Genomic DNA, 25,846 nt, shown 5'->3' on the forward strand with positions numbered 1-25,846 from the left:
GTTCAGTCGGAATCCGATCGCAGGGGGTCGCGCAGGGCGCTGTGGTGGAAGACGGGGACGGGATTGCGGTCCGCGAGCAGGCGCAGACCCTCAAGGGTGATGTCGGGGTCAGTCCGCTCAATGACAAGGGTTCCCTCGGCGAAGAGGGGCGCGAGGCCGCCGGTCGCGACGACCTTCAGTGGCGCCCCGTACTCCGCCTTGATGCGGGAAATGATGCCCTCGATCAGCCCGACATAGCCCCAATAGATGCCCGACTGCATGGCCGGGACGGTCGATCGGCCGATCACCGCCTGCGGGCGCCCGATGCCGATGCGCGGCAGGCGGGCGGCGGCGCGGTGCAGCGCCTCGATCGACAGGTTGATGCCGGGCGCGATGACGCCGCCGAGATAGGCGCCATCGATGTCGACCACATCGAAGGTCGTCGCGGTGCCGAAGTCGATCACCACCAGCGGCCCGCCGTAATGGGTGTGGCTGGCGAGCGCGTTCAACAGACGGTCGGCGCCGACCTCGTTGGGCTGGTCGACGCGGATCTCGAAGCCCCAGTTCAACGGGGCCCGGGCGACCAGAGGTTCCGTGTCGAACCAGTCGCGGCACAGCCGGCGCAGATTGTACAGCGCCGCCGGAACTACGGTGCCGATCACGCAGCGGGTGACGTCGTTGGCATTCACCCCGGCATGCTGGAACAACGCCAGCAGCCAGACCGCGTATTCGTCCGAGGTGCGGTCGGCACGGGTCGCGATGCGCCATCGGCCGCGCCATTCCTTGCCGTCATGGACGGCGAAGACGACGTTGGTATTGCCGGCGTCGACGGCGAGAAGCATGGCTCAGGCAACCTCTCCGGAAGTGAGCGCCTGGATGCGCTCACCGGTGGCGAGCAACAGGCTGCCATCCTCGGCAAGACCTGCGAAACGGCCGGCTATCTCGGCGCCCTGGCGGCGGATGGCAAGCGGCGTCCCTTCCGCCGGGCCGTGCGCCAGCCAGGCAGCGCGGATCGGGGCGAAGCCTTCGATCTCGCGCTGCGCGCGTCGGGCGGCGAGTGCGGCGAGCAGATCCGTGGCGACGGCTTCGGGCGTGGGTGGGGTGAGGCCAAGACCTGCAAGGCTCGCCGTGGCGCGTCCCGGCACATCGGGTGCGCGGGCGAGGTTCACGCCAATGCCGAGGCAGACCCAGGCGATGCCCCCTGCCCCGTCGGCAGAGGTCTCGGCCAGGATGCCTCCCGCCTTGGCGCCGTTCAACATCAGATCGTTCGGCCATTTCAGCGCCAGCGCAGACGGATCCGGCAGCAGCGGCAGCAGCGCATCGGCCAGCGCCACCGCCGCGACGAGGCCCCATTGCGGCGCCAGCCGCAGCGGTTCGTCCGGCCGCAGCAGCACCGACAGGTGGAGATTTCCGGAAGGCCCTTCCCACGCACGGCCCTGCGTGCCTCGCCCCGCCGTCTGCCGGTGGGCAAGGACCGCGATGCCTTCCGGCTCGCCTGCCTCGGCGAGCCGGATCACCAGGTCCGAGGTGCTGGGCAGCGCCTCATGGACATGGAGGCGGAAGCCCGCCGGGCTCACCCCAGGATCGAGGCGACGGCCGCCTGCGCCGCGGCCACCAGCGGCGCCGGGTAAAGGAAGAACAAGGTGGTGAAGAGGCCCGAGGCCGCCATCACGAAGGAGGTGCTCGCCGGCCGGGCATCGAGCGCACCGGCCGATTCATCGAAGAACATCACCTTCACGATGCGCAGGTAGTAGAACGCCGACACCACCGAGGACAGCACGCCGACGATGGCGAGCGTCCACAGCCCCGCATCGATCGCGGCCTTGAAGACGAACATCTTGCCGAAGAAGCCGGCGAGCGGCGGGATGCCGGCCATGGAGAACATGAAGATCGCCATCCAGACCGCCATGGACAGGTCGGTCTTCGCGAGGCCGGCGAGGTCGCCCACCGTCTCGACGGCCCTGCCCTGCCGGCGCATCGCCACCAGCACCGCGAAGGCGCCGAGGTTCATCAGCAGGTAGATCGCCATGTAGACGAGCAGTCCGCGCATACCCGCTTCCGAAGCGCTCGCGAGGCCAACCAACGCGTAGCCGACATGGCCGATCGAGGAGTAGGCCATCAGCCGCTTGATGTTGTTCTGCCCGATGGCGGCGAAGGCGCCGAGCACCATGGAGAGCAGCGAGATCACCACGATCACCTGCTGCCATTGCCCGGCGAGATCCCCGAAGGGCCCGCCCAGCACGCGCGCGAACAGCGCGATGGCAGCGACCTTTGGCGCGGCGGCGAAGAAGGCCGTCACCGGTGTCGGTGCACCCTCATAGACATCGGGCGTCCACATGTGGAACGGCACGGCCGAGACCTTGAAGGCCAGGCCGGTGATGACGAACACCATGCCGACCAGCACGCCGGGGCTGGCCTTGGACGGATCGGACAGCGCATCGGCGATGCGGTCGAAATTCGTCGTGCCGGCGAAGCCATAGACCAGCGAGGAGCCGTAGAGCAGCAGCCCCGAGGCCAGTGCGCCGAGAACGAAGTACTTGAGCCCCGCCTCGGCCGAACGCTCGTCGTCGCGGTTGAAGGCAGCGACGACATAAAGGCTGAGCGAAAGCAGCTCGAGCCCGATGTACAGCGCCATCAGGTCGTTTGCCGAGACCATGATGAGCATGCCGAGCGTCGCGAAGACGAGCAGCACGGGATACTCGAAGCGGTCCATCCCCTCCTTCTCATTGTAGTCGAGGGAGAGTGCGACACCGGCCGCGGCGCCGATCAGGATCAGCACGCGAGTGAAGCGGGAAAAGGCGTCGGAGACGATCTGCCCGCCGAAGCCCGAGCCTTCCGGCACGCCGAGCACCAGCACCGCCGTCAGGAGGAAGGCGCCGATCGCGGCCATGGCGCAGGCGAAGTGCGAGTTGCCCTTCGGCAGCACCCCGATGCCGAGGATGGCGAGGCCGGACAGCCCGAGGACGAGTTCCGGCAATGCGAGGGTCCAGTTCATCGGATCACATCCCCGCCAGGCGCGCGGCGCCGAGTGCGGCCTCATGCCGGACCACCAGCGCGGTCACGGAGGCTTCGAAGAAGGAGAGGAAGGTCTGCGGATGCACACCCATCCAGACCGCAAGCACGACGAGCGGCGCAAAGACCAGGTGTTCCCGCGGCGACATGTCGAACAGGCCCAACAGGTCCTGCCTGGTGACCTTGCCGAAGGCGACGCGCTTGTAGAGGTAGAGCGTGTAGGCCGCGCCCAGGATCATCCCGAGCGCCGCGCCGAAGGCCACCCAGGCATTCACCTTCCAGGCGGCGACGATCACCAGCAGCTCGCCGGGGAAGCCCGCGAGGCCGGGCAGCGCGACCGAAGCCATGCTGAACAGCATGAACACGAAGGCATAGGCCGGCATGATCTTCGCGACCCCGCCATAGCGCGCGATCTCACGCGAATGGACACGGTCGTAGAGCACGCCAACGCAGAGGAACAGCGCGCCGGAGACCACGCCATGCGAGAGCATGGTGAACAGCGCGCCCGACAGCCCCTGCACGTTGAAGGTGAAGATGCCGAGCGTGACGATGCCCATATGTGCGACGGAGGAATAGGCAATCAGCTTCTTCATGTCCTCCTGCGCCAGCGCGACCAGCGAGGTGTAGACGACCGCCACGATGGACAGGACGTAGATGAAGGGCGCGAAGTCGGCCGAGGCCTGTGGCAGCATTGGCAGGCTGAAGCGCAGGAAGCCGTAGGCACCCATCTTCAGCAGCACGCCCGCCAGGATCACCGAGCCCGCCGTGGGCGCTTCCACGTGGGCATCCGGCAGCCAGGTATGGAACGGCCACATCGGGACCTTGACCGCGAAGGAGGCGAAGAAGGCCAGGAAGATCCAGGTCTGCAGCGCTGGCGGGATGGCGTGCTGGAACAGCGTCGGGATGTCGGTGGTGCCGGCGCGATACCACAGCAGCAGGATCGCCAGCAGCATCAGCACCGAGCCGAGCAGCGTGTAGAGGAAGAACTTGAAGGACGCATAGACGCGCCGCTTGCCGCCCCACACCCCGATGATCAGGAACATCGGGATCAGCACGCCTTCAAAGAAGACGTAGAAGACGATGAAGTCGAGCGCGCAGAACATGCCGACCATCATCGTCTCGAGCACCAGGAACGCGACCATGTACTCACGCACCCGGCTCTGGATCGCCTCCCAGGAGGCGAGGATGCAGATCGGCGTCAGCAGGGTCGAGAGCAGCACGAACAGCACCGAGATGCCGTCCACGCCCATGTGGTAGGTGATGCCGAATTCCGACAGCCAGTCGAGGTGTTCGACGAACTGGAAGCCGGCATCGGTCCGGTCGAAGCGGAACCACAGGATCAGCGACAGGGCGAAGACGATCAGGCTGGTCCACAGCGCCGCCCAGCGGGCATTGCTGGCGACGACCGCATCATCCCCGCGCAGGGACAGGATGAAGGCAGCGCCAATCAGCGGCAGGAAGGTCAGCAGGCTGAGCAGCGGGAAGCCGGCGGCGTTCATCGGGCGGCTCCGAAGGCAAGCAGGGAGACGAAGACCGCGAGCCCCGCGATCATGACAAAGGCATAGTTGGCGACGCGCCCGGTCTGGATGCGCACCGCGCCCCGTGCGACCTCGGCCGCCAGCGACGCCGCGCCATTGGGCACGCCGTCGATCACGCCGGCATCGACCTTCTGCCACAGCACCCGCGCGAGCGCCTGCGCCGGGCGGACGAAGATCGCGTCGTACAGTTCGTCGAAATACCACTTGTTCAGCAGGAACAGGTAGATGCCGCGGAAGGTCGTCGCGAGCTTGCCTGGGATCGACGGCGCGAACATGTAGAGGATGTAGGCCAGCGCGATGCCCGACAGACCGACCACGGTCGGCGCCAGCGGCACCCAGGACGGAACCTCATGCGCATCGTGCATGATGTGATTGTGCGGCGCGTTGACGATGGCACCGTTCCAGAACTGCTCCCAGTGATGGCCAATGAAGTCGTCGGCGAACAGCGCACCGACGCCGATGGCGCCGGCGGCGAGCACCAGCAACGGCACCAGCATCACGGCCGGGCCCTCATGCACATGTTCCATCGTGTGATGGTCGGCACGTGGCGCGCCATGGAAGGTCAGGATGATCAGGCGCCAGGAATAGAAGGCCGTCAGGAAAGCCGCGAGCATGCCGCAGATCCAGGCGTAGCGGCCGGTCCAGCCATGGGCGGCAAAGGCGGCTTCCAGGACGAAGTCCTTGGAAAAGTAGCCAGCGAAGAACGGCACGCCGGCGAGCGCGAGCGAGCCGATCCACATCACCGCATAGGTGACCGGGATCTTCTTCCAGATGCCGCCCATCTTGCGGATATCCTGCTCATCCGACATCGCGTGGATCACCGATCCCGCGCCGAGGAAAAGCAGCGCCTTGAAGAAAGCATGGGTGAACAGGTGGAAGATCGCACCCTGATAGGCGCCAATACCGGCGGCGAAGAACATGTAGCCAAGCTGCGAACAGGTCGAATAGGCGATGATGCGCTTGATGTCGTTCTGCACGCAGCCGATCGTCGCCGCGAACAGCGCGGTGGACGCGCCCACGACCGTGACGATGGCGAGTGCGGTCGGTGCGTATTCGAAGACCGGCGACATGCGCGCGACCAGGAAGACACCCGCGGTCACCATCGTCGCCGCATGGATCAGCGCGGAAACCGGCGTCGGGCCTTCCATCGCATCCGGCAGCCAGGTGTGCAGGCCAAGCTGCGCCGACTTGCCACAGGCGCCAAGGAACAGCAGGACGCCGATCACCTCATAGGCCGGCAGGCCGGCGAAGGTCGCGTCGCGGTGCTGCTGGACATTGACGAAGATGGTCGAGAATTCGACCGAGCCGAAGGTCCAGAAGGTCAGCGCCAGGCCGAGCATGAAGAAGAGGTCGCCGACGCGGTTGACGATGAAGGCCTTGATGGCCGCCGCGCAGGCGCTCTCCTTCTCGTACCAGAAGCCGATCAGCAGGTAGGAGGCGAGACCCACCCCTTCCCAGCCGAAGAAGAGCTGCACCAGGTTGTCCGCCGTCACCAGCATCAGCATCATGAAGGTGAACAGCGACAGGTAGGCGAAGAAGCGCGGCCGGCTCGGGTCATGAGACATGTAGCCGACGCTGTAGATGTGGATCAGCGTCGAGATCAGCGTGACCATGCCGACCATGACGGCCGACAGCGTGTCGTAGCGCAGCGCCCAGGATACCTCGAAGTCGCCGACATCGACGAAGGTCACGATCTCCAGCGTCTGCGGCGCATGGCCGAGCGCGACCTGCCAGAAGGCGGCCAGGCCACAGATCGCGGCAAGCACCATGCAGATGACGCTCGCCACCTGGGATGCCTTGTCGCCGATCCAGCGGCCGAAGAACCCGGCGATGCTGGCACCCAGCAGCGGGAAGAAGACGGCGCCGACGAACATCGCTTCAGCCCTTCAGGGTCGAGATATCCTCGACCTCGATAGTCCCGCGGTTGCGGAAGTAGATGACCACGATGGCGAGGCCGATCGCCGCCTCGGCCGCCGCCACGGTCAGGATGAACATGGTGAAGACCTGCCCCGTGAGGTCGCCGAGCGCCGCCGAGAAGGCGACCATGTTGAGGTTCACGGCCAGCAGGATGAGCTCCACCGACATCAGGATGACGATGACGTTCTTCCGGTTGAGGAAGATGCCGAACACGCCGAGGACGAGCAGGACCGCCGAGACGGTCAGGAAATGCGCGAGGCTGACGGCCATCATCAGTGGTGCCCCCCATGACCGCTGTGGTGTTCCACTTCCTTCGGCTTCGCCTCCTCCGGCGAAGGCGGACGGACGATTCCAATCTCCTTCAGACCGGCGCCGAGCCGCACGGAACGCAGCGAGACGCTGCCCGCGCGCGCGATCTGCTCGCCGATGTTCTGCCGGCGCGTGCCCGGGCGTTCGCGCAGGGTCAGCACGATGGCGCCGATCATGGCGACCAGCAGGATCAGCCCGCAGGCCTGGAACAGGTAGAGGTAGTCCGTATAGAGGATGCGCCCGAGCGCATCCGCATTGGTGACGCCTTCCGGCATCGGGTTCAGCCGCAGCGTCGCCGCCTCCGGCGCGAAGCGCCAGGCGGTGAGCACCATGAACAGTTCGATCAGCAGGATGCCGCCGATGATGGCGCCGACCGGCGCATAGCGCTGGAAGCCCTCGCGCAGCTGCGTGAAGTCGATGTCGAGCATCATGACGACGAACAGGAACAGCACCGCGACCGCGCCGACATAGACGATGACCAGGATCATCGCGAGGAACTCGGCGCCGGCCAGCAGGAACAGCCCCGCCGCGTTGAAGAAGGCGAGGATCAGGAACAGCACCGAATGCACGGGGTTGCGGCTGGTCACCACCATGACCGCGGAGGCGATCAGGATGGCGGCGAAGGCGTAGAATGCGAGAGCGGCGATCATCGTGCGGCCTTACCGGTAGGGCGCATCGAGGCGCAGCCGCTCGGCGAGCATCGGCTCCCAGCGGTCGCCGTTATCGAGCAGCTTCTCCTTGGAGTAGATCAGCTCGGCGCGCGTCTCGGCGGCGAATTCCATGTTCGGACCCTCGACGATCGCATCGACCGGGCAGGCCTCCTCGCAGAGGCCGCAGTAGATGCATTTCGTCATGTCGATGTCGTAGCGCGTCGTGCGGCGGGATCCGTCCTCGCGCGGTTCGGCCTCGATGGTGATGGCTTGGGCGGGGCAGACGGCCTCGCACAGCTTGCAGGCGATGCAGCGTTCCTCGCCATTGGGATAGCGGCGCAGCGCGTGCTCCCCCTTGAAGCGTGGGCTGAGCGGGCCGCGTTCATACGGGTAGTTCAGCGTCGCTTTCTTGCTGAAGAAGTACTTCAGCGTCAGCGTCAGCCCCGAGACGAGCTCGGAGAGAAGCAGGCTGCGTGCGACGCGGTCGAGAGTGGCCATGGTCAGGACCCCATCAAGCCGGCAGCCAGCCGGTCAGCTTGAGAACGGCGGCCGTCAGCACCAGCCACACCAGGCTGAACGGCAGGAACACCTTCCAGCCCAGCCGCATCAGCTGGTCGTAGCGGTAGCGCGGGAAGGTTGCGCGCACCCAGACGAAGGTGAACAGGCAGACGCAGATCTTCAGCACGAACCAGATCGGCCCCGGCACCCAGTTGAAGGGCGCGATGTCGATCGGCGGCAGCCAACCGCCCAGGAACAGGATGGTCGTCAGAGACGACATCAGAATCATGTTCGCGTATTCGCCGAGGAAGAACAGCGCGAAGGACATCGAGCTGTATTCGACGAAGAAGCCGGCGACGAGCTCGGACTCGCCTTCCGGCAGGTCGAAGGGCGCGCGGTTCGTCTCGGCCAGCGTGCTGATGAAGAAGATGATGAACATCGGGAACAGCGGAATGGCGAACCACACCGTCTGCTGCGCCCGGACGATCTCCGTCAGGTTCAGCGACCCGACGCAAAGCAGCACGGTCACGATCACGAAGCCCATGCTGACTTCGTAGGACACCATCTGCGCCGCCGAACGCATCGCACCGAGGAAGGCGTATTTCGAGTTCGACGCCCAGCCCGCGATGATGACGCCATAGACGCCAAGGCTGCTGATCGCGAAGAGATAGAGGATGCCGACGTTGATATCCGCGATCGCCCAGCCGTCAGTCACCGGAATGACGGCCCAGGCCAGCATCGCCAGCATGAAGGTCAGCATAGGCGCGATCAGGAACAGGACACGGTTCGCGCCGGTCGGCACGATCGTTTCCTTCATCAGCATCTTGATCGCGTCGGCGAAAGGCTGCAGCAGGCCGAAGGGACCGACAACGTTCGGCCCTTTGCGCATCTGCATCGCCGCCATCACCTTGCGCTCGGCATAGGTGAGGTAGGCGACGCCAACCAGCAGCGGCACCAGCAGCGCCAGCGCCTTCACCACGGTCAGGATCAGGATCCCGATCGGATGGTTGAAGAAGAAGTCCATCACGTCACTCCGCCGCCAGGGCCGTCGCCGGCCCGTAGATCGCGGCACACTGCGCCATCACGTCCGAGGCGCGGCTGATGACATCGGCCTGGTGATAGACCGGCAGCGGCAGCACGAAGGCCGCGCCCGTCACCATGCCGGAGGCCGCCGGGCCGGTGGCACCGGTAGAGCCTGCGCGGACCACCTCCCCCACGCGCCCGAAGACGGGGCTGGCGTCGGCAAGTGCTGCTCGGATCGCGCCGGTGTCGTCATAGGGCAGCGTCTTGCCCACGCCCTCGCTGAAGGCGCGGATGATGCGCCAGTCTTCCTTCGCCTCGCCGGGCGGGAAGATCGCGAGGCGCCCGCGCTGCGCGCGACCCTCCGTATTGACCCAGGTCGCGTCCTTCTCGGTATAGGCCGCGCCCGGCAGGATCACGTCGGCACGGCCGGCCATCGCGTCGCCGTGGTGGCCCTGATAGACGACAAAAGTGCTGGCCGGGATGCGCGCCGGATCGAAGCCATCCGCATTCAGCAGCCACAGCGCATCGACGCCGCCGGACAGCATCGCATTGAGGTCCTTACCGCCCTGCCCCGGCACGAAGCCGAGTTCCAGTGCGCCGACCTGACCGCCGAACAGATGCAGAAGGTTGAAGCCATGCCAGTCGGGCTTCAGCGCGCCGACTTCTGCGGCCAGCGCCCAGGCGGCCGCCAGCACGGCCGCGCCATCCGGCCGCGTCAATGCGCCACGGCCGAGGATGATCATCGGCTTCTCGGCCGACTTCAGCGTCTCGGCGAAAGCGTTCATCGCCTGCGGGCCGTCGCCCAGATGGGTTGCGGGATAGGTCAGGTCGAGCCCGCGCGGTCCGACGAAACCAACCTTGAATTTGCCCTGCGTCCAGCGCTTGCGGATGCGGGCGTTCAGCACCGGCGCTTCGCGACGCACATCGCTGCCGATGATCAGCAGCGCGTCGGCCTCATCGATGCCCGCGATGGTCGTGTTGAAGCGGTAGAAGTCGGGCCGCGAGACGTCGATCGCGGCGAAATCGTCGCGGCAATCGAGGTTCGCCGACCCGTAGGCCGCCATCAGATCCTTCAGCGCCAGCGTGCTCTCGGCATCCGCCAGCGCGCCGGCGACGGCACCGATACGGTCGCCAGGCCGCCCCGACAGCTTCGACGCGATGGCGGAGAAAGCCTCGGGCCAGGTCGCCGCGGTAAGCTTGCCGTCCTTCCTGACCCAGGGACGGTCCAGCCGCTGCCGCTTGAGCCCGTCGAAGGAGAAACGGCCACGATCGGCCATCCACTCCTCGTTCACCGCCTCATTGATGCGGGGGATGATGCGCAGCACCTCGGGCCCGCGCGCATCGACGCGAATGTTGCAGCCGACCGCGTCCAGCACGTCGATGCTGTCGGTCTTCTTCAACTCCCACGGGCGCGAGACGAAGGCATAGGGCCGCGAGGTCAGTGCACCGACCGGGCAGATGTCGATCAGGTTGCCGGACAGTTCCGAGGTCAGCGCCTTCTCGACATAGGTACCGATCTCGAGGCTCTCGCCGCGATTGGTCCCGCCGAGTTCCGGCGTGCCGGCGACCTCCGCCGAGAAGCGGACGCAGCGCGTGCACTGGATGCAGCGCGTCATCACCGTCTTGATGAGCGGGCCGATATCCTTGTCCTTCACCGCCCGCTTCGCCTCGCTGTAGCGCGACGCATCAGCGCCGAAGGCGACGGACTGATCCTGCAGATCGCATTCGCCGCCCTGGTCGCAGATCGGGCAATCCAGCGGATGGTTGATCAGCAGGAATTCCATCACGTTGCGCCGGGCCTGGCGGACCACGGCGCTGTCGGTGAAGACCTTCATCCCGTCATTCACCGGATAGGCGCAGGACGCCACCGGCTTTGGCGCCTTCTCCACCTCGACCAGGCACATGCGGCAATTGCCCGCGACGGACAGCCGTTCATGGTAGCAGAAGCGCGGGATCTCCTTGCCCGCTGCCTCGCAGGCCTGAAGCACGGAAGCCCCGTTCGGGACCTCGACCTCGATGCCGTCAACCGTGACCTTCGCCATGGCGCGTTACTCCGCGGCCATGCGCGTGTGCCGCGCCTTGTAGGCCATGATGCGTTCTTCCATCACGGGGCGGAAATGCCGGATCAGCCCCTGCACCGGCCAGACGCCGCCATCGGCAAGCGCGCAGATCGTGTGCCCTTCGATACGCCGCGTGACGTTCTCGAGGAGGTCGATCTCCTCGATCTCCGCATTGCCTTCGACCATGCGGTTCATCAGGCGCATCTGCCAGCCCATGCCCTCGCGGCAGGGCGTGCACTGGCCGCAGCTCTCATGCTTGTAGAAGGCCGCGAGGCGGGCGATCGCCTTGATGATGTCGGTGGACTTGTCCATCACGATCACCGCCGCGGTGCCGAGGCCCGAGCGATGCTCGCGCAGCGCGTCGAAATCCATCAGCACGTCATCGCAGATCGACTTCGGCAGCAGCGGCGTGGACGACCCGCCCGGGATCACGCAGAGCAGGTTGTCCCAGCCCCCGCGCACGCCGCCGGCGTGACGCTCGATGAGCTCCCGCATCGGGATGCTCATCTCCTCCTCGACATTGCAGGGCTTGTTCACATGGCCCTGGATGCAGAACAGCTTGGTACCGGAATTCTTCGGCCGCCCGAAGCTGCTGAACCAGCTTGCCCCGCGACGCAGGATCTCGGGCACCACGGCGATGGTCTCGACGTTGTTCACCGTGGTCGGGCAGCCATACAGCCCGACGGCCGCCGGGAATGGCGGCTTCAACCGCGGCATCCCCTTCTTGCCTTCCAGCGATTCGATCAGCGCCGTCTCTTCGCCGCAGATATACGCACCCGCGCCGCGATGCAGATACAGGTCGAAATCCCAGCCCGACCCGGCCGCGTTCTTGCCGAGCAACCCGGCATCATAGGCCTCGTCGATCGCGGCCTGCAGCGTCACGCTCTCGTTGTAGAACTCGCCGCGGATGTAGATGTAGCCCGCATGCGCGCCCATGCCGACGCCGGCGAGCAGGCAGCCTTCGATCAGCGTGTGCGGATCGTGGCGGACGATGTCGCGATCCTTGCAGGTCCCCGGCTCGGATTCGTCGCAGTTCACGACGAGGTAGGACGGCCGCCCATCCGACTGCTTCGGCATGAAGGACCACTTCATGCCGGTCGGGAAGCCCGCGCCACCGCGGCCGCGCAGGCCGGAGTTCTTCATCTCCTCGACGATCCAGTCGCGGCCCTTGGCGATGATCCCCGCCGTGCCATCCCAGTTGCCGCGCTTGCGCGCCGCTTCCAGGTTCCAGGGCTGCGCGCCGTAGAGATTGGTGAAGATGCGATCCTTGTCGGCCAGAGCCATGACTATTCCCCTGCCCCCGGCCCATCCGTCAGCACCAGCGGCCCGCCTTCCGGCGCGCTGTTCAGCCGTCCGATCGTGCTGCCCGGCTTCGGCCGTTCGCCGCGCTTCAGCGCCTCGATCAACACGACCGTGCGCTCGTAGTCGAGGTCCTCGTAGAAGTCATCGTCCACCTGCAGGATCGGCGCATTCACACAGGCACCGAGGCATTCCACCTCGGTCATGGTGAACAGCCCGTCCTCGCTGGTGTCGCCATAATGCTTCACGCCGCCGGCATCCTTGCAGGCGCGCAGAACCTCGTCGGAACCACGCAGCCAGCACGGCGTCGTACCGCACACCTGCAGGTGGTACTTCCCCACTGGCTTGGTGTTGAACATGAAGTAGAAGGTCGCGACCTCGTACACGCGGATCGGCGGCATCGACAGCCGCTCGGCCACCGCATCCATCCCGACGCGCGGCACCCAGCCGCTGTCGGTCTGCCGCTTCATCTGCTTCTGCACGATGTAGAGCAGCGGGATGACCGCGCTCGCCTGCTTGCCTTCCGGATAGCGTGCAACGATCTTCGCGATCTGCGCCTCGCTCTCCGCATCGAAGGCGAAATGCGCCGGTTCCTCGTGATGCGTACTCACCGGTCGATCTCCCCGAACACCACGTCGAGCGAACCGATGATCGCCACGGCGTCGGCCAGCATGTGACCCTTCGACAGCACCTCCATCGCCTGGAGATGCGCATAGCCTGGCGAGCGGATCTTGCAGCGATAGGGCTTGTTCGTCCCATCGGCCACCAGATAGACGCCGAACTCGCCCTTCGGCGCTTCCGTCACCGTGTAAGTGGCGCCCGCCGGCACGTGGTAGCCCTCGGTGTAGAGCTTGAAGTGGTGGATCAGCGATTCCATCGAACGCTTCATCTCGCCACGCGTCGGCGGCGTGATCTTGTGATCCTGCGTCTTGACCGGCCCTGGCTTCATCTGCGCCAGGCACTGATGGATGATCTTCAGGCTCTCCTTCATCTCGAGCATGCGCACGAGATAGCGGTCGTAGCAGTCGCCGCGCGTGCCGACCGGCACGTCGAACTCCATGCGGTCATACACGTCATAGGGCTGCGCCTTGCGCAGGTCCCATGCGCAACCCGAAGCGCGCAGGCAGGGCCCGGAGAAGCCCCATTCGATCGCCTGCTCGGCGCTCATCACGCCGATATCGACGGTGCGCTGCTTGAAGATGCGGTTCTCGGTAACCAGGCGCTCGAGGTCGGCGATGAAGGCCGGGAACTTGTTCGCCCAGTCGGCGATGTTCTTCTCCATCCCCGGCGGCAGGTCCTTCGCGACGCCGCCCGGACGGAAGTAGTTCGCGTGGTAGTGGCTGCCCGAGACCTGCTCGTAGAATTCCAGCAGCGTCTCGCGCTGCTCGAAGCCCCACAGCGCCGGGGTGATGCCGCCGCAATCCATCACATAGGTCGTGATGTTCAGCAGGTGGTTCAGCAGCCGCGACACTTCGGCGAACAGCACGCGGATGTACTGCGCGCGTTCCGGCACCTCGATACCGAGCAGGCGTTCCGTCGCGATGGCGAAGGAATGTTCCATGCTCATCGGCGCGACGTAGTCCAGGCGGTCGAAATACGGCAGCGCCTGGATATAGGTCTTGTGCTCGATCAGCTTCTCGGTGCCGCGATGGAGCAGGCCGACATGCGGGTCGGCGCGCTCAACCACCTCGCCCTTCATTTCCAGCACCAGGCGCAGCACGCCATGCGCCGCCGGATGCTGCGGGCCGAAATTGATGGTGTGGCTGTCGCCTTCGATGGTGCGCTGGACCGTCTCGGCCGGCGCCTCGCCGATCTGCAGGGGCTGCGCGCTCATGCCGGGCCCTCCAGGCGGTTCAGATGGACTTTCTCGTCGCCCGGCAGCGTCGTCATCGCTTCCCACGGGCTCATGAAGTCGAAGTCGCGGAATTCCTGGGTCAACTGCACAGGGCTGTAGGCGACCCGCTTCAGCTCCTCGTCGTAGCGCAGCTCGACGAAGCCGGTCAGCGGGAAGTCCTTGCGCAGCGGATGACCCTCGAAGCCGTAATCGGTCAGGATGCGGCGCAGGTCGGGCTGGCCGGCGAAGACCACGCCATGCATGTCCCACACCTCGCGCTCGAACCAGGTCACCGACGGCCAGACGCCGACGAGCGACGCAACCGGCGTCACGGCGTCCGTGGTGACGATCACGCGCACGCGCTGGTTATGCGACAGGCTGAGCAGGTTGTAGACGACCTCGAACCGCTCGGCCTTCTCGGGCCAGTCCACGGCGCAGATGTCCATGCACTGCTCGAAGGCGAATCGCGGGTCGTCGCGCAGCAGCGTCATCAGCGCGACCAACGAGTCGCGTCGCGCATGCAGCACCAGCTCGGTACCGGCGCAGTCCAGTGTGAATGCCGTCACCACGCTGCCCGCGGCCTCGGCGATCGCCGCGCCGAGCGTGCGCAGCGGGTTCTCGGGGGCGGCCTGTTCGGCCGCCACGATCTCGTTCTCAGCCACGAAGGATGGTCCCCGTCCGCCGAATCTTCTTCTGCAACTGCAGGATGCCGTAGACCAGCGCCTCGGCCGTCGGAGGGCAGCCCGGCACGTAGACGTCCACCGGCACGATGCGGTCGCAGCCACGCACGACGCTATAGGAGTAGTGGTAGTACCCGCCGCCATTGGCGCAGGACCCCATCGAGATCACCCAGCGCGGTTCCGACATCTGGTCGTAGACCTTGCGGAGCGCCGGGGCCATCTTGTTGGTCAGCGTGCCGGCCACGATCATCACATCCGACTGCCGCGGCGACCCACGCGGGATCACGCCGAACCGGTCGAGGTCGTAGCGCGCCATATAGGCGTGGATCATCGGCACCGCACAGCAGGCGAGGCCGAATGTCATCGGCCACAGGGAACCGGTGCGCGCCCAGTTCACCACCTTGTCGATATTCGCGACGACGAAGCCCTTCTCAGTGATCTCGTCCGTCACCTGACCGATCACCGCATCCTGCGCCGCGCCGGGCGCCAGGGCCTGGCTGTTCCAGGCCACGTCGGTGCTGTTGCTGCTCATCGGGCGCTCACTCCCAATCCAGGGCGCCCTTGCGCCATTCGTAGACGAACCCGACCGTCAGCACGAAGAGGAAGCCCATCATCGAGCCGAAACCAAGCCAGCCGATATCACCCAGCGCGATCGCCCAGGGGAACAGGAACGCCACTTCCAGGTCGAAGATGATGAAGAGGATGGCGACCAGGTAGAAGCGTACGTCGAAGCGCCGGCGCGTGTCGTCGAAGGGCGCGAAGCCGCATTCGTAGGTCGACAGCTTCTCGGCATAGGGCTTCTGCCGCGCCGCGAGGTAGGCACCGCCCACCATCGCCATCGCGATGCCCCCGGCGATCCCCAGGAACACGATGATGGGGAAGTATTCGGCCAGCAGCGGCTGGGTCATCGGAACCTTACTCTCCCCTGCCCGCAATGCGGGGACATGGTTGCGCCACGCGGCGGTATACCGCAGCGCAGCGCGGGCGGACATTAGCCGCCCTTCTCGCGCTTCGCCATAGTCCGCGACGCCTTGTTTTCAAGGATTTGCGTTACGTCAGGTTTATCGCGAGGGGTGAAAACGAAAGCGGCGCCCCGGGGTTCCAGGGCGCCGCTTTTCTCGTTTCCGTCGCGTGGCGCGAGTGACGGGGCTCGAACCCGCGACCTCCGGCGTGACAGGCCGGCGCTCTAACCAACTGAGCTACACCCGCGTAACCGCGACAGGAGCCGGGGGATACGTCCCGGCGCGGGGATAGTCAAGCGGGGGAAGTGAGTGATTCCGCCTGAGGATGGAGTTGATGTCGGAGCTGCGGTCGATGCTGGGGGAACGCAGTGTCGGGGGTGCTGCGGAAGCAGGCATCGAGGCTACGGTTTTCGTGCCTGCGGCAGGCTTCCAGGCCAGGGAGGAATGGGCGCTGACGGGTTCGAACCGCCGACATCCTGTGTGTAAGACAGGCGCTCTACCGCTGAGCTAAGCGCCCACAAGGGGACTCGCATCTAACACAAAAGGCCGGCCCTTGCGGACCGGCCTCTCGTGACGCCTGCCGGAATCGGCAGGATCAGTTCACGGCGTCCTTCAGGCCCTTGCCGGCCTTGAAACGAACGGTCGTGCTGGCCGGGATCTTGATCTCCTCACCCGTGCGCGGGTTGCGGCCCTTGCCGGCCTTGCGCTTGGAGGTCGAGAAGGTGCCGAAGCCGACCAGGCGGACTTCCTGCTTCTTCTTGAGCGCCTTCTGAACGGCCTCGAACACGGCGTCCACGACGTCGCCGGCCTTCGCCTTCGGGAGATCGGTCGCCTCGGCGACGGCGGTGATGAGGTCCTGCTTGTTCACTGGGTATCCCCTCCGATGGTGCGGATGACAGGCCGGCGAGTCGGCCGACCGGGTCGGGGCGGAGACTAGGAGGCTGGGTTTCGTAGCGTCAACGACAGACCGCTCGATTCGCGGCGGAAAACCGCCATTTGCGCCGCATCATGCGGCAGGAATGCAACGCTGGCCTCAGTTTTCCACAGAAAACCCCGGCGAAGCCATGCTCCGCCGGGGCTTTTTGGTCACCCGAATGGCGCGAATCGGGTCAGTGCGGCAGCACGGTCCCGGCCGCCGTTCCCTCCCCGGCGCGCGGCGCCGGGGTTTCCTCCGGCTCCGCCCAGGTGATCGGTTCGGGCTTCTTCACCAGCGCCCGGCTGATCACCTCATCGACGTGCGACACCGCGAGGATCTCGAGGTTCCTCTTCACGTTGTCGGGGATCTCGGCGAGGTCCTTCTCGTTCTCCTTCGGGATGAAGACCGTCTTGATGCCCGCGCGCAGCGCGGCCAGCAGCTTCTCCTTCAACCCGCCGATCGGCAGCACCCGCCCGCGCAGCGTGATCTCGCCGGTCATGGCGATGTCGCGCCGCACCGGGATGCCGGTCAGCACCGAGACGATCGAGGTCGCCATCGCGATGCCCGCCGAAGGCCCATCCTTGGGCGTCGCACCTTCCGGCACGTGCACATGGATGTCGCGCTTCTCGAACACCGTCGGCTTGATGCCGAAGGTCGTCGAGCGGGAGCGGACATAGGACATCGCGGCCGAGACGCTTTCCTGCATCACGTCGCCGAGCTTGCCGGTGGTCTTCACATTGCCCTTACCGGGCAGCAGCACCGATTCGATGGTCAGGATCTCGCCGCCCACCTCGGTCCAGGCGAGGCCGGTGACGACGCCCACCATGTCCTCCGCCTCGGCCTCGCCGTAGCGGAACTTCCGCACGCCGGCGAACTTCTCGAGGTTCTTGTGGGTGATCGCGACCTTCTTCGACTGCTTGGAGACGATCTCCTTCACCGCCTTGCGCGCCAGCCCCGCGATCTCACGCTCGAGGTTCCGGACCCCGGCCTCGCGCGTGTAATAGCGGATCAGGTCACGGATCGCGGTGTCGGAAACCGACCACTCGGCATCCTTCAGGCCGTTCGCCTCGCTCACCTTCTTCATCAGGTGGCGCTTGGCGATCTCGACCTTCTCATCCTCGGTGTAACCGGGGATGCGGATGATCTCCATGCGGTCCAGCAGCGGCTGCGGCATGCGCAGGCTGTTGGCGGTCGTCACGAACATCACGTCCGACAGGTCGTAGTCCACTTCCAGGTAGTGGTCGGCGAAGGTGCTGTTCTGCTCGGGGTCCAGCACCTCCAGCAGCGCCGAGGACGGATCCCCGCGCCAATCGGCGCCGAGCTTGTCGATTTCATCGAGCAGGAACAGCGGATTGCTGGTCTTCGCCTTCTTCATGCCCTGGATCACCTTGCCGGGCATGGACCCAATATAGGTCCGGCGATGGCCGCGCACCTCGGCCTCGTCCCGCACGCCGCCGAGCGACATGCGCACGAAGTTGCGCCCCGTGGCCCTGGCGATCGACTTGCCAAGTGAGGTCTTGCCCACGCCGGGCGGGCCCACCAGGCACAGGATCGGGCCACGGATCTTCGGCGAGCGCGACTGCACCGCCAGATACTCGATGATCCGCTCCTTCACCTTCTCCAGGCCGAAATGGTCGGCATCGAGCACCTTCTCCGCCTCGATGATGTCGTTGCGGACCTTGGAACGCTTCTTCCAGGGGATGGTCAGCATCCAGTCGAGGTAGTTGCGCACCACCGTCGCCTCGGCGGACATAGGCGACATCGAGCGGAGCTTCTTCAGCTCCTGCATCGCCTTCTCGCGCGCTTCCTTGCTGAACTTGGTGGCCTTGATCTTGGCCTCCAGCTCGGCGGCCTCGTCCTTGCCGTCCTCGCCCTCGCCCAGCTCCTTCTGGATCGCCTTGAGCTGCTCGTTCAGATAGTACTCGCGCTGCGTCTTCTCCATCTGCCGCTTCACGCGGTTGCGGATGCGCTTTTCCACCTGCAGCACGCCGATCTCGCCCTCCATATGGGCGAAGACGCGCTCGAGCCGCGCCGTCACGGACGGCGTCTCCAGCAGTTCCTGCTTCTCGGGGATCTTCAGCCCGAGATGCGAGGCGACCGTATCCGCGAGCTTAGCCGGCTCCTCGATCTGGTTGATCGAGACCAGCACCTCGGGGGCGATCTTCTTGTTGAGCTTGATGTACTGCTCGAACTGGGAGACGACGGTGCGCGCCAGCGCCTCGGCCTCGCGCGGCTCGGCGGCGGCTTCCTCGACCGGCTCGGCGAAGGCCTCGAAGTAGTTCGCGGTCTCCTTGAAGGCGGTGATCTTGGCGCGGCGGCCGCCCTCGACCAGTACCTTCACGGTGCCGTCCGGCAGCTTCAGCAGTTGCAGGACCGTTGAGACGGTGCCGACCTGGTACAGGTCATCCGCACCCGGGTCGTCCTGCGCAGCGTTCTTCTGCGCGACGAGCAGAATCTGCTTGTCGTCCTTCATCACCGCCTCAAGCGCGCGAACCGACTTCTCGCGGCCGACGAAGAGGGGGACGATCATGTGCGGGAACACCACGATGTCCCGCAGGGGGAGCACCGGAAGCAATTCGCCGCGGATGGTATCCGTCATGTGACCTCACAAGGGACAGTCGGCGCCCGGCCCGCCCGAAAGCGGCACGGGTGGGGCGCCACGGTTATACCGGGATGTGGGACCCGGTCGGCACCCGCTCAAGATCTTGACAAGGCGCCCCGGCGGGGCGCCTTGCCGGTGGCTCACGCCGAGGTCTGCTCGGCCGGCCTTTCGCCATAGATGAACAGCGGCTGGGCGCGGCCTTCCGCGACCTCCCGGTTCACCACCACTTCCTCGACCGCCTCAAGACCCGGCAGGTCGAACATGGTGGAGAGCAGGATCGCCTCCATGATCGAACGAAGCCCGCGCGCACCGGTCTTGCGGTGGATGGCACGGGTGGCGACGGCCTTCAGCGCGTCCTCAGTGAAGGTGAGCTTCGCCCCCTCCATCTCGAACAGCCGGCCGTACTGCTTGACGAGCGCGTTCTTCGGCTTGGTCAGGATCTCGATCAGCGCCTTCTCGTCCAGATCGTCGAGCGTGGCGACAACCGGCAGACGGCCGATGAATTCCGGGATCAGGCCGAACTTCAGCAGGTCCTCGGGCTCGACCTCGCGCAGGATCTGGCCGGTGCGGCGCTCATCCGGGTCGCGGACGTCGGCGCCATAGCCGATGCCCGAGCCCTTGCCGCGCGCGCCGATGATCTTCTCGAGCCCCGAGAAGGCGCCGCCGCAGATGAACAGGATGTTGGAGGTGTCCACCTGCAGGAACTCCTGCTGGGGATGCTTCCGGCCGCCCTGCGGAGGCACCGAGGCCACGGTGCCTTCCATGATCTTCAGCAGCGCCTGCTGGACGCCCTCACCCGACACGTCGCGCGTGATCGAGGGGTTGTCCGACTTGCGGCTGATCTTGTCGACCTCGTCGATGTAGACGATGCCGCGCTGCGCCCGTTCCACGTTGTAGTCCGCGGCCTGCAGCAGCTTGAGGATGATGTTCTCGACATCCTCGCCGACATAGCCGGCCTCGGTCAGCGTGGTCGCATCCGCCATGGTGAAGGGCACGTCGAGGATGCGGGCCAGCGTCTGCGCCAGCAGCGTCTTGCCCGAGCCCGTCGGCCCGACCAGCATGATGTTCGACTTGGCGATCTCGATGTCGGGGTTCTTCCCGCCATGGGCGAGGCGCTTGTAATGGTTGTGCACCGCGACCGAGAGGACCTTCTTCGCGTGGTCCTGCCCGATCACGTAGTCATCGAGGACCTTGCAGATCTCCTTGGGCGTCGGCACGCCATCGCGGGACTTCACAAGAGTTGTCTTGTGCTCCTCGCGGATGATGTCCATGCACAGTTCGACGCACTCGTCGCAAATGAAGACCGTCGGCCCGGCGATCAGCTTCCGGACCTCATGCTGCGACTTGCCGCAGAACGAGCAGTAGAGTGTGTTCTTGGAATCGCCGGACTTGCTCATGCGGTCTCCGTGTTCCCCGGAAGTGCGGGAAACTGCAACAGGAATGTAGCCCCCGGTGGCCCGGGGGGAAAGTGAAACACGGGCCGGCCGGCCAGGCAGGTCACGCCTTGGTCGTCTCACTGGCTGGGACGGGGCGCTCCTCGACGACGTGGTCGATGAGGCCGAAATCCCGGGCTTCCTCGGCCGACATGTAGGTGTCGCGCTCCAGCTTGCGCTCGATCGCCTCGATCGGCTGGCCGGTGTGCTTCACGTAGATCTCGTTCAGCCGCTGGCGCAGCTTCAGGATCTCGCGGGCCTGGATCTCGATGTCCGTCGCCTGGCCCTGCGCGCCGCCGGAGGGCTGGTGGACCATGATCCGGCTGTTCGGCAGGCCATACCGCTTGCCCTTGGCCCCGGCCGTGAGCAGCAGCGAGCCCATCGACGCCGCCTGGCCAATGCAGACCGTGCTGACCGGGGCCCGGATGTACTGCATGGTGTCGTACATCGCGAGCCCTGCCGAAACCACGCCGCCCGGAGAATTGATGTAGAAGGCAATGTCCTTCGACGGGTTCTCGCTTTCCAGGAACAGCAACTGGGCGCAGATCAGAGAAGAAACCTGATCGAAGACCGGGCCCGTCAGGAAGATGATGCGTTCCTTCAACAGCCGCGAATAGATGTCGAAAGCGCGCTCCCCCCGGGCGGTCTGTTCGATGACCATGGGAACAAGGGTATTGTTGTAGACTTCGACCGGGTCGCGATCCCGAATCATGATGATGTCCTTTCGTCCCGGCTGGGCCGAATCAGCCCGCCGTCTTCGTGGCGAATGTGGGGCATCCCCCGCCGGCGTGAAAGCCCCGCCCGTTTCAGGGCAGCGTCAGGACCATGCCGTCGTGTCCCGGCTCCACCCCCGGCGGCAGGTGGGCCCGCAGCCAGCCGTGGTCGAGGTCGGGGCTCATATGCGTCAGCACGGTGCGGCGCGGGCGCAACATCTCCACCCATTCCAGTACCTGGTCCAGATTGGCGTGCACCTTGTGGGGCCGCCGCTGGAAGCATCCCACGACCCAGGTATCCAGGCCGTGAAGGTGCCGGATGCTCTCCTCCGGCAGCCGCACCAGGTCGGTGGAATAGGCGAAGCCGCCGATGCGCAGGCCCAGCGTCTCCATCACCGCGTGGTCCTGGCTGAAGGTCTGCACGGCATGGCCGGCCATCGCCACGGTATCCCCCGCCTGCAGCCGCACCGGGTCCACCGCCGGGCGGTAGAAGATCGGCCCGGTGGAAGGCAGGAAGGCATAATCGAAACGCTGCTTCAGCGTCTCGAGCGTCCGTTCCATCCCAAAGGCTTCGAGCGGCCGGCCGATGATGCGGTTGAGGATCCGCACCTCATCCATGCCCATGACGTGGTCGGCATGGTCATGGGTGAACAGGATGGCATCCACCCCCGCCACGCCACAGGCGAGCAGTTGGGTCCGCAGGTCCGGCCCGGTATCGACCAGCAGCCGCCCGCCGCCATTGCCCTCGACCAGGATGGAGGAGCGGGTGCGCTGGTTCAGCGGGTTGGCCGGGTCGCAGGCGCCCCACCAGCCCCTTCCGTCCTCCCCACCGATCTGCGGCACGCCACCGGACCCGCCACAACCCAGAAGAGTCACCTTCAGCAAGGGCTCAGGCCATCTTCTTGAACAGGCGCTGGAAGTTCGCGGTGGTCAGATCCTCGAGTGCCGCCATCTCCAGGCCGCGGACCTCGGCCAGCACCTTGGCGGTATGGGCGACCATGGCCGGTTCGCAGCGCTTGCCCCGGAAGGGCACCGGGGCGAGGTAGGGCGCGTCGGTCTCCACCAATAGCCGGTCGGCCGGCAGGTCGCGGGCGATGTCGCGGATGTCCTGGGATTTCGGGAAGGTCAGGATGCCGGAGAACGACACGTAGCCGCCCATTTCGACCGACTTTTCCGCAAGTTCCCGCCCGCTGCTGAAGCAATGCAGCAGGAAATCGAAGCAGCCGCCGGCGTCACGTTCCTCCCGCAGGATCGCCAGGATGTCGTCATCCGCCTGGCGGGCATGGATCGCGAGAGGCAGGCCAGCCAGGCGGGCGGCGCGGATGTGGCGACGGAAATTCTCAGCCTGCGCCTCGCGCGGCGCCTTGTCGTAGAAGTAGTCGAGCCCGCTTTCCCCGATGCCGATGATGCGCGGGTGGTCGGCGGCCGCCGCGATCTCCTCCGAGGTCGGCAGCGGCCCTTCCCCGGCATTGTGCGGATGGATGCCGACGGTGCCCCAGACCTCGGGGAAGCGTTCGGCTAGCTCCTTCACCTTGGCGGCCTGGGACATGCGCACGCCGATGGTGACCAGGCGGGCGACGCCGGCTTCCCTGGCGCGCGCGACGATCTGCTCGATCTCGGCCTCGACGTAGTAGTCGAGGTGGCAATGGCTATCGATCAGCATGGTCAGGCGGCCGGCAACTCGATCTTGCGGAACAGCGGCGCGGGGGCCGGCAGGGCAATGCCGGCCGGCAGTGCCGTACCCAGGGCGGCGATGTCCCGCGCGGCGACCGGGACGCCGAGCTGATCCAGCATCTTCCCCGCCGTCTCCGGCATGAAGGGCTGCAGCAGCGTGGCGTAGCAGCGCAGCGCGGTATGCAGATGGCGAAGCACCACCGCCATCCGAACGGGATCGGTCTTCTTCAGCGCCCAGGGGGCTTCCAGTGTGATGTAGCCATTGGCATCACGCACCGAGGCCATCACGGCTTCCAACGCCAGGTGGAATTCCTGCCGGTCGAGCCGTTCCCGCACCTGTGCGGGCAGCGCCACGACGCCTTCCAGGAACTCCCGGCCAACCACCGCGTCACCGGCCTCGGGCAGCTTCCCTTCGCAATTGCGCTGGATCAGCGACAGAGTCCGGTTGGCGAGGTTCCCCAGCGCATCTGCCAGTTCCCCATTCAGTCGATTCCCCAATGACTTGCGGGAGAAATCTCCGTCCTGCCCGAAGGGCACTTCCCGCAGCAGGAAGTAGCGCACGGGGTCGAGCCCGTATTCCTCGACCAGCGCCACCGGGTCGATCACATTGCCCAGCGACTTGCTGATCTTCTGGCCTTCATTGGTCCACCAGCCATGGGCGAAGACGCGCTTCGCCGGCTCCAGCCCGGCCGCCAGCAGCATCGCCGGCCAGTAGATGGTGTGGAAGCGGACGATGTCCTTGCCGACGAAATGCACATCCGCCGGCCAGAACTTCCAGCGCGCCGCGCCTTCATCCGGATACCCGGCGGCGGTGATGTAGTTGGTCAGCGCATCGACCCACACATACATCACGTGCTTCTCATCCCCCGGCACCTTCACCCCCCAGGTGAAGGACGTGCGGGAGACGGAAAGATCCAGCTTCGGGGATCCTTCGCCGAAATCCTTGAGGCCCTGGGCGACGAAGGCGCGCACCTCGTTGCGTCGGGATTCCGGCTGGATGTCGATGCGGTCCGGATGGCCCTCCGGCAGGTCGTAGCGGCGCAGCAACTCGGGCAGCCACTTGGACAGGCGGAAGAAGTAGGACGGCTCCCTCACCCACTCCACCGGCGCCCCTGACGGCGCATACTTCACGCCGTCCCGCTCGGTCAGCTCGTCCGGGCCGTAGAATGCTTCATCACGAACGGCGTACCAGCCTTCGTAGTCACCGAGGTAGATCTCGCCCTTCTCCGCCAGCACCTTCCACAGCGCGACGCAGGCCGCCTTGTGGCGCGGTTCCGTGGTGCGGATGAAGTCGTCGTTGGAAAAGCCCATCGTGGTCGTCAGGTCGCGGAAGGCCTGGCTGACGCGATCGGTGAAGGCCTGCGGGTCCTCCCCCGCATCCTTCGCCGCCTTCTCCACCTTCTGGCCGTGCTCGTCGGTGCCGGTCAGGAAGAAGACCTCATGCCCGTCCAGGCGCTTGAAGCGCGCCAGCACGTCGGTCGCCAGCGAGGTATAGGCATGCCCGATATGGGGCTTGTCGTTCACGTAGTAGATCGGCGTCGTGTAGTAGATCGGTGGCTTCGCCATGGGATGTCCGGTCAGGAACTTTGCTGGTCGCGTTTTCCGAGTCATCCGGCGTCGCCGCCGGATCTGAAAACGCTCCGGACGCTCCGTCTCAGGGGCGCGCGAGCCAGGAAAGGCCCGTGAGCACGGCCTGCTTGCGGTCAAGATTCAACCGCTCGGTATCGTCCGCGAGAGTGCCGAGCCTATCCCACAGCCCCGCCCAGACGGCAAGCGGATGGCGGTCCATCCAGGGCGGCGCCGGTCGTCCGCGCGCCGCATCGCGCAGCGCCGCGGCAATCGCCGCGCGCAGCAACCCGAAGAAGATGCCAAAGGCTCCGCCGGTCCGATCCATCGCGAGGCGGTCCGCCAGCGCGTGGTCCCGTGGCTCTCCCTTCGTCAGTGCCGCGAGGCTCGATTCCACGGCATCCTGCAGGGCAAGGCCTCCCGCCTCCATCAGCGCCATCGCCCGCCCGGGCGATCCGGCCGACAGTGTCGCAAGGCGCGCCCGCTCAGCCTTTGATGCATCCGGCAGCAGGCGCGCGAGCAGCGCCTCCATATCCGGCCCTGACAGCGGATTGAGATCCAGCCGCCGGCAGCGGCTGCGGATGGTCGGCAGCAGCTTCTGCGGCGCCGAGCAGACCAGCAGCAGCACGGTCTTCGGCGGCGGTTCCTCGAGCGTCTTCAGCAGCGTGTTCTGCACGGCGGCCTGGTCTGCGCGCTCCGCCTCATCCATCACCACCACACGCCAGCCGCCCTCGGCCGCCGTCTGGGTCAGGAAGCGCACGGCCTCCCGCGCATCCTCGACGCGCAGGATGCGTTTCACGCCGCGATCGCCGGTGTTCGGCTCAAGCGTGAAGCAGTCGGCATGGGTGTCGGCGGCGACACGGCGGAAGACCGGGCTTGCCGGATCGACCTGCAGGGGCGGCGTCGCCTCCGGCATGCCCGCCAGCAGCCAGCGAGCGAAGCGCCAGGCGAGCGTCGCCTTGCCGATGCCCGGCGCACCGCAGATCAGCCAAGCGTGATGGAGGCGGCCGGAACGGGCTGCGTCCTCCAGGGTGCGGGCCGCGTCGTCATGACCGACCAGATCGGGGGTGGCGCGCGGGTCGGTCATGTCCGCAGGCCAGTCGGCGCACCATTGCCACGCAGCGCCAAATGCTGGCATTTCAAAGGCCACTGGCCTTTGGCGGGGTGGCCCGGAGGGGCAG

General features: G+C 66.1%; 24 protein-coding genes and 2 tRNA genes. All 26 read right to left on the reverse strand.

The genetic code is table 11. The features are described 5' to 3' along the window. Nucleotides 1-2: 2 nt before the first annotated feature. Complete coding sequence (locus tag AC2YHJ_RS07660) at nucleotides 3-821, reverse strand: type III pantothenate kinase (protein ID WP_487395110.1); 819 nt, start codon at nucleotides 819-821, stop codon at nucleotides 3-5. Nucleotides 822-824: 3 nt separating this feature from the next. After that, nucleotides 825-1,556, reverse strand: coding sequence for a biotin--[acetyl-CoA-carboxylase] ligase (locus tag AC2YHJ_RS07665; RefSeq protein WP_487395111.1), 732 nt, complete (start codon nucleotides 1,554-1,556; stop codon nucleotides 825-827). After that, nucleotides 1,553-2,974 (reverse strand): NADH-quinone oxidoreductase subunit NuoN, encoded by a 1,422-nt coding sequence (nuoN, locus tag AC2YHJ_RS07670; protein ID WP_487395112.1) that lies wholly within the window; start codon nucleotides 2,972-2,974, stop codon nucleotides 1,553-1,555. The genes AC2YHJ_RS07665 and nuoN overlap by 4 nt, the downstream gene beginning before the upstream one ends. A 4-nt stretch (nucleotides 2,975-2,978) precedes the next feature. Beyond that, a complete protein-coding gene (locus AC2YHJ_RS07675; protein WP_487395113.1) occupies nucleotides 2,979-4,490 on the reverse strand; it encodes an NADH-quinone oxidoreductase subunit M in 1,512 nt (503 codons plus the stop codon). After that, nucleotides 4,487-6,403 carry an NADH-quinone oxidoreductase subunit L gene (gene nuoL, locus AC2YHJ_RS07680; RefSeq protein ID WP_487395114.1) on the reverse strand — a complete coding sequence of 639 codons (1,917 nt, stop codon included), beginning with the start codon at nucleotides 6,401-6,403 and terminating at the stop codon, nucleotides 4,487-4,489. Before nuoL ends, AC2YHJ_RS07675 begins: the two co-directional genes overlap by 4 nt. A gap of 4 nt (nucleotides 6,404-6,407) precedes the next feature. Next, nucleotides 6,408-6,719, reverse strand: coding sequence for an NADH-quinone oxidoreductase subunit NuoK (gene nuoK, locus AC2YHJ_RS07685; RefSeq protein ID WP_487395115.1), 312 nt, complete (start codon nucleotides 6,717-6,719; stop codon nucleotides 6,408-6,410). Further along, nucleotides 6,719-7,405: an NADH-quinone oxidoreductase subunit J gene (locus AC2YHJ_RS07690; RefSeq protein WP_487395116.1), complete on the reverse strand. Its 687-nt coding sequence runs from the start codon at nucleotides 7,403-7,405 to the stop codon at nucleotides 6,719-6,721. Before AC2YHJ_RS07690 ends, nuoK begins: the two co-directional genes overlap by 1 nt. 9 nt (nucleotides 7,406-7,414) lie before the next feature. Beyond that, entirely contained in the window at nucleotides 7,415-7,903 is a 489-nt protein-coding gene (nuoI, locus tag AC2YHJ_RS07695) for an NADH-quinone oxidoreductase subunit NuoI (RefSeq protein WP_487395117.1), read from the reverse strand. Between the two features lie 13 nt (nucleotides 7,904-7,916). Then, a complete protein-coding gene (gene nuoH, locus AC2YHJ_RS07700) occupies nucleotides 7,917-8,927 on the reverse strand; it encodes an NADH-quinone oxidoreductase subunit NuoH (protein WP_487395118.1) in 1,011 nt (336 codons plus the stop codon). Between the two features lie 4 nt (nucleotides 8,928-8,931). Next, nucleotides 8,932-10,968 (reverse strand): NADH-quinone oxidoreductase subunit NuoG, encoded by a 2,037-nt coding sequence (gene nuoG, locus AC2YHJ_RS07705; RefSeq protein WP_487395120.1) that lies wholly within the window; start codon nucleotides 10,966-10,968, stop codon nucleotides 8,932-8,934. 6 nt (nucleotides 10,969-10,974) lie between these two features. Then, on the reverse strand, nucleotides 10,975-12,270 hold the full coding sequence (gene nuoF, locus AC2YHJ_RS07710) for an NADH-quinone oxidoreductase subunit NuoF (protein WP_487395121.1): 1,296 nt from the start codon (nucleotides 12,268-12,270) through the stop codon (nucleotides 10,975-10,977). A 2-nt stretch (nucleotides 12,271-12,272) separates the two neighbouring features. Next, on the reverse strand, nucleotides 12,273-12,896 hold the full coding sequence (locus AC2YHJ_RS07715; protein ID WP_487395122.1) for a complex I 24 kDa subunit family protein: 624 nt from the start codon (nucleotides 12,894-12,896) through the stop codon (nucleotides 12,273-12,275). Then, nucleotides 12,893-14,119, reverse strand: a complete 1,227-nt coding sequence (locus tag AC2YHJ_RS07720; RefSeq protein ID WP_487395123.1) for an NADH-quinone oxidoreductase subunit D — start codon at nucleotides 14,117-14,119, stop codon at nucleotides 12,893-12,895. Before AC2YHJ_RS07720 ends, AC2YHJ_RS07715 begins: the two co-directional genes overlap by 4 nt. Continuing rightward, nucleotides 14,116-14,781, reverse strand: coding sequence for an NADH-quinone oxidoreductase subunit C (locus tag AC2YHJ_RS07725; RefSeq protein ID WP_487395125.1), 666 nt, complete (start codon nucleotides 14,779-14,781; stop codon nucleotides 14,116-14,118). Before AC2YHJ_RS07725 ends, AC2YHJ_RS07720 begins: the two co-directional genes overlap by 4 nt. After that, nucleotides 14,774-15,331 carry a NuoB/complex I 20 kDa subunit family protein gene (locus AC2YHJ_RS07730; protein WP_487395126.1) on the reverse strand — a complete coding sequence of 186 codons (558 nt, stop codon included), beginning with the start codon at nucleotides 15,329-15,331 and terminating at the stop codon, nucleotides 14,774-14,776. The genes AC2YHJ_RS07725 and AC2YHJ_RS07730 overlap by 8 nt, the downstream gene beginning before the upstream one ends. Nucleotides 15,332-15,338: 7 nt before the next feature. Further along, entirely contained in the window at nucleotides 15,339-15,707 is a 369-nt protein-coding gene (locus tag AC2YHJ_RS07735; protein ID WP_487395127.1) for an NADH-quinone oxidoreductase subunit A, read from the reverse strand. Nucleotides 15,708-15,931: 224 nt separating this feature from the next. Continuing rightward, nucleotides 15,932-16,008: transfer RNA gene (locus AC2YHJ_RS07740), tRNA-Asp, on the reverse strand. Between the two features lie 198 nt (nucleotides 16,009-16,206). After that, nucleotides 16,207-16,278: transfer RNA gene (locus tag AC2YHJ_RS07745), tRNA-Val, on the reverse strand. A 78-nt stretch (nucleotides 16,279-16,356) separates the two neighbouring features. After that, complete coding sequence (locus tag AC2YHJ_RS07750) at nucleotides 16,357-16,737, reverse strand: HU family DNA-binding protein (RefSeq protein WP_487395284.1); 381 nt, start codon at nucleotides 16,735-16,737, stop codon at nucleotides 16,357-16,359. Between the two features lie 133 nt (nucleotides 16,738-16,870). Then, nucleotides 16,871-19,276, reverse strand: a complete 2,406-nt coding sequence (gene lon / locus AC2YHJ_RS07755; protein ID WP_487395128.1) for an endopeptidase La — start codon at nucleotides 19,274-19,276, stop codon at nucleotides 16,871-16,873. A gap of 143 nt (nucleotides 19,277-19,419) precedes the next feature. Then, nucleotides 19,420-20,676 (reverse strand): ATP-dependent Clp protease ATP-binding subunit ClpX, encoded by a 1,257-nt coding sequence (gene clpX / locus AC2YHJ_RS07760; protein WP_487395129.1) that lies wholly within the window; start codon nucleotides 20,674-20,676, stop codon nucleotides 19,420-19,422. A 100-nt stretch (nucleotides 20,677-20,776) separates the two neighbouring features. Next, complete coding sequence (gene clpP / locus AC2YHJ_RS07765; RefSeq protein WP_487395130.1) at nucleotides 20,777-21,424, reverse strand: ATP-dependent Clp endopeptidase proteolytic subunit ClpP; 648 nt, start codon at nucleotides 21,422-21,424, stop codon at nucleotides 20,777-20,779. A 94-nt stretch (nucleotides 21,425-21,518) separates the two neighbouring features. After that, complete coding sequence (locus AC2YHJ_RS07770) at nucleotides 21,519-22,307, reverse strand: MBL fold metallo-hydrolase (RefSeq protein ID WP_487395285.1); 789 nt, start codon at nucleotides 22,305-22,307, stop codon at nucleotides 21,519-21,521. 7 nt (nucleotides 22,308-22,314) lie between these two features. Next, entirely contained in the window at nucleotides 22,315-23,088 is a 774-nt protein-coding gene (locus tag AC2YHJ_RS07775; RefSeq protein ID WP_487395132.1) for a TatD family hydrolase, read from the reverse strand. 2 nt (nucleotides 23,089-23,090) lie between these two features. After that, entirely contained in the window at nucleotides 23,091-24,665 is a 1,575-nt protein-coding gene (gene metG / locus AC2YHJ_RS07780; RefSeq protein WP_487395134.1) for a methionine--tRNA ligase, read from the reverse strand. Nucleotides 24,666-24,753: 88 nt separating this feature from the next. Next, nucleotides 24,754-25,752, reverse strand: coding sequence for a DNA polymerase III subunit delta' (locus AC2YHJ_RS07785; RefSeq protein ID WP_487395136.1), 999 nt, complete (start codon nucleotides 25,750-25,752; stop codon nucleotides 24,754-24,756). Nucleotides 25,753-25,846 lie beyond the last annotated feature (94 nt).

Source organism: Roseomonas sp. SRI_022 (assembly GCF_057586215.1).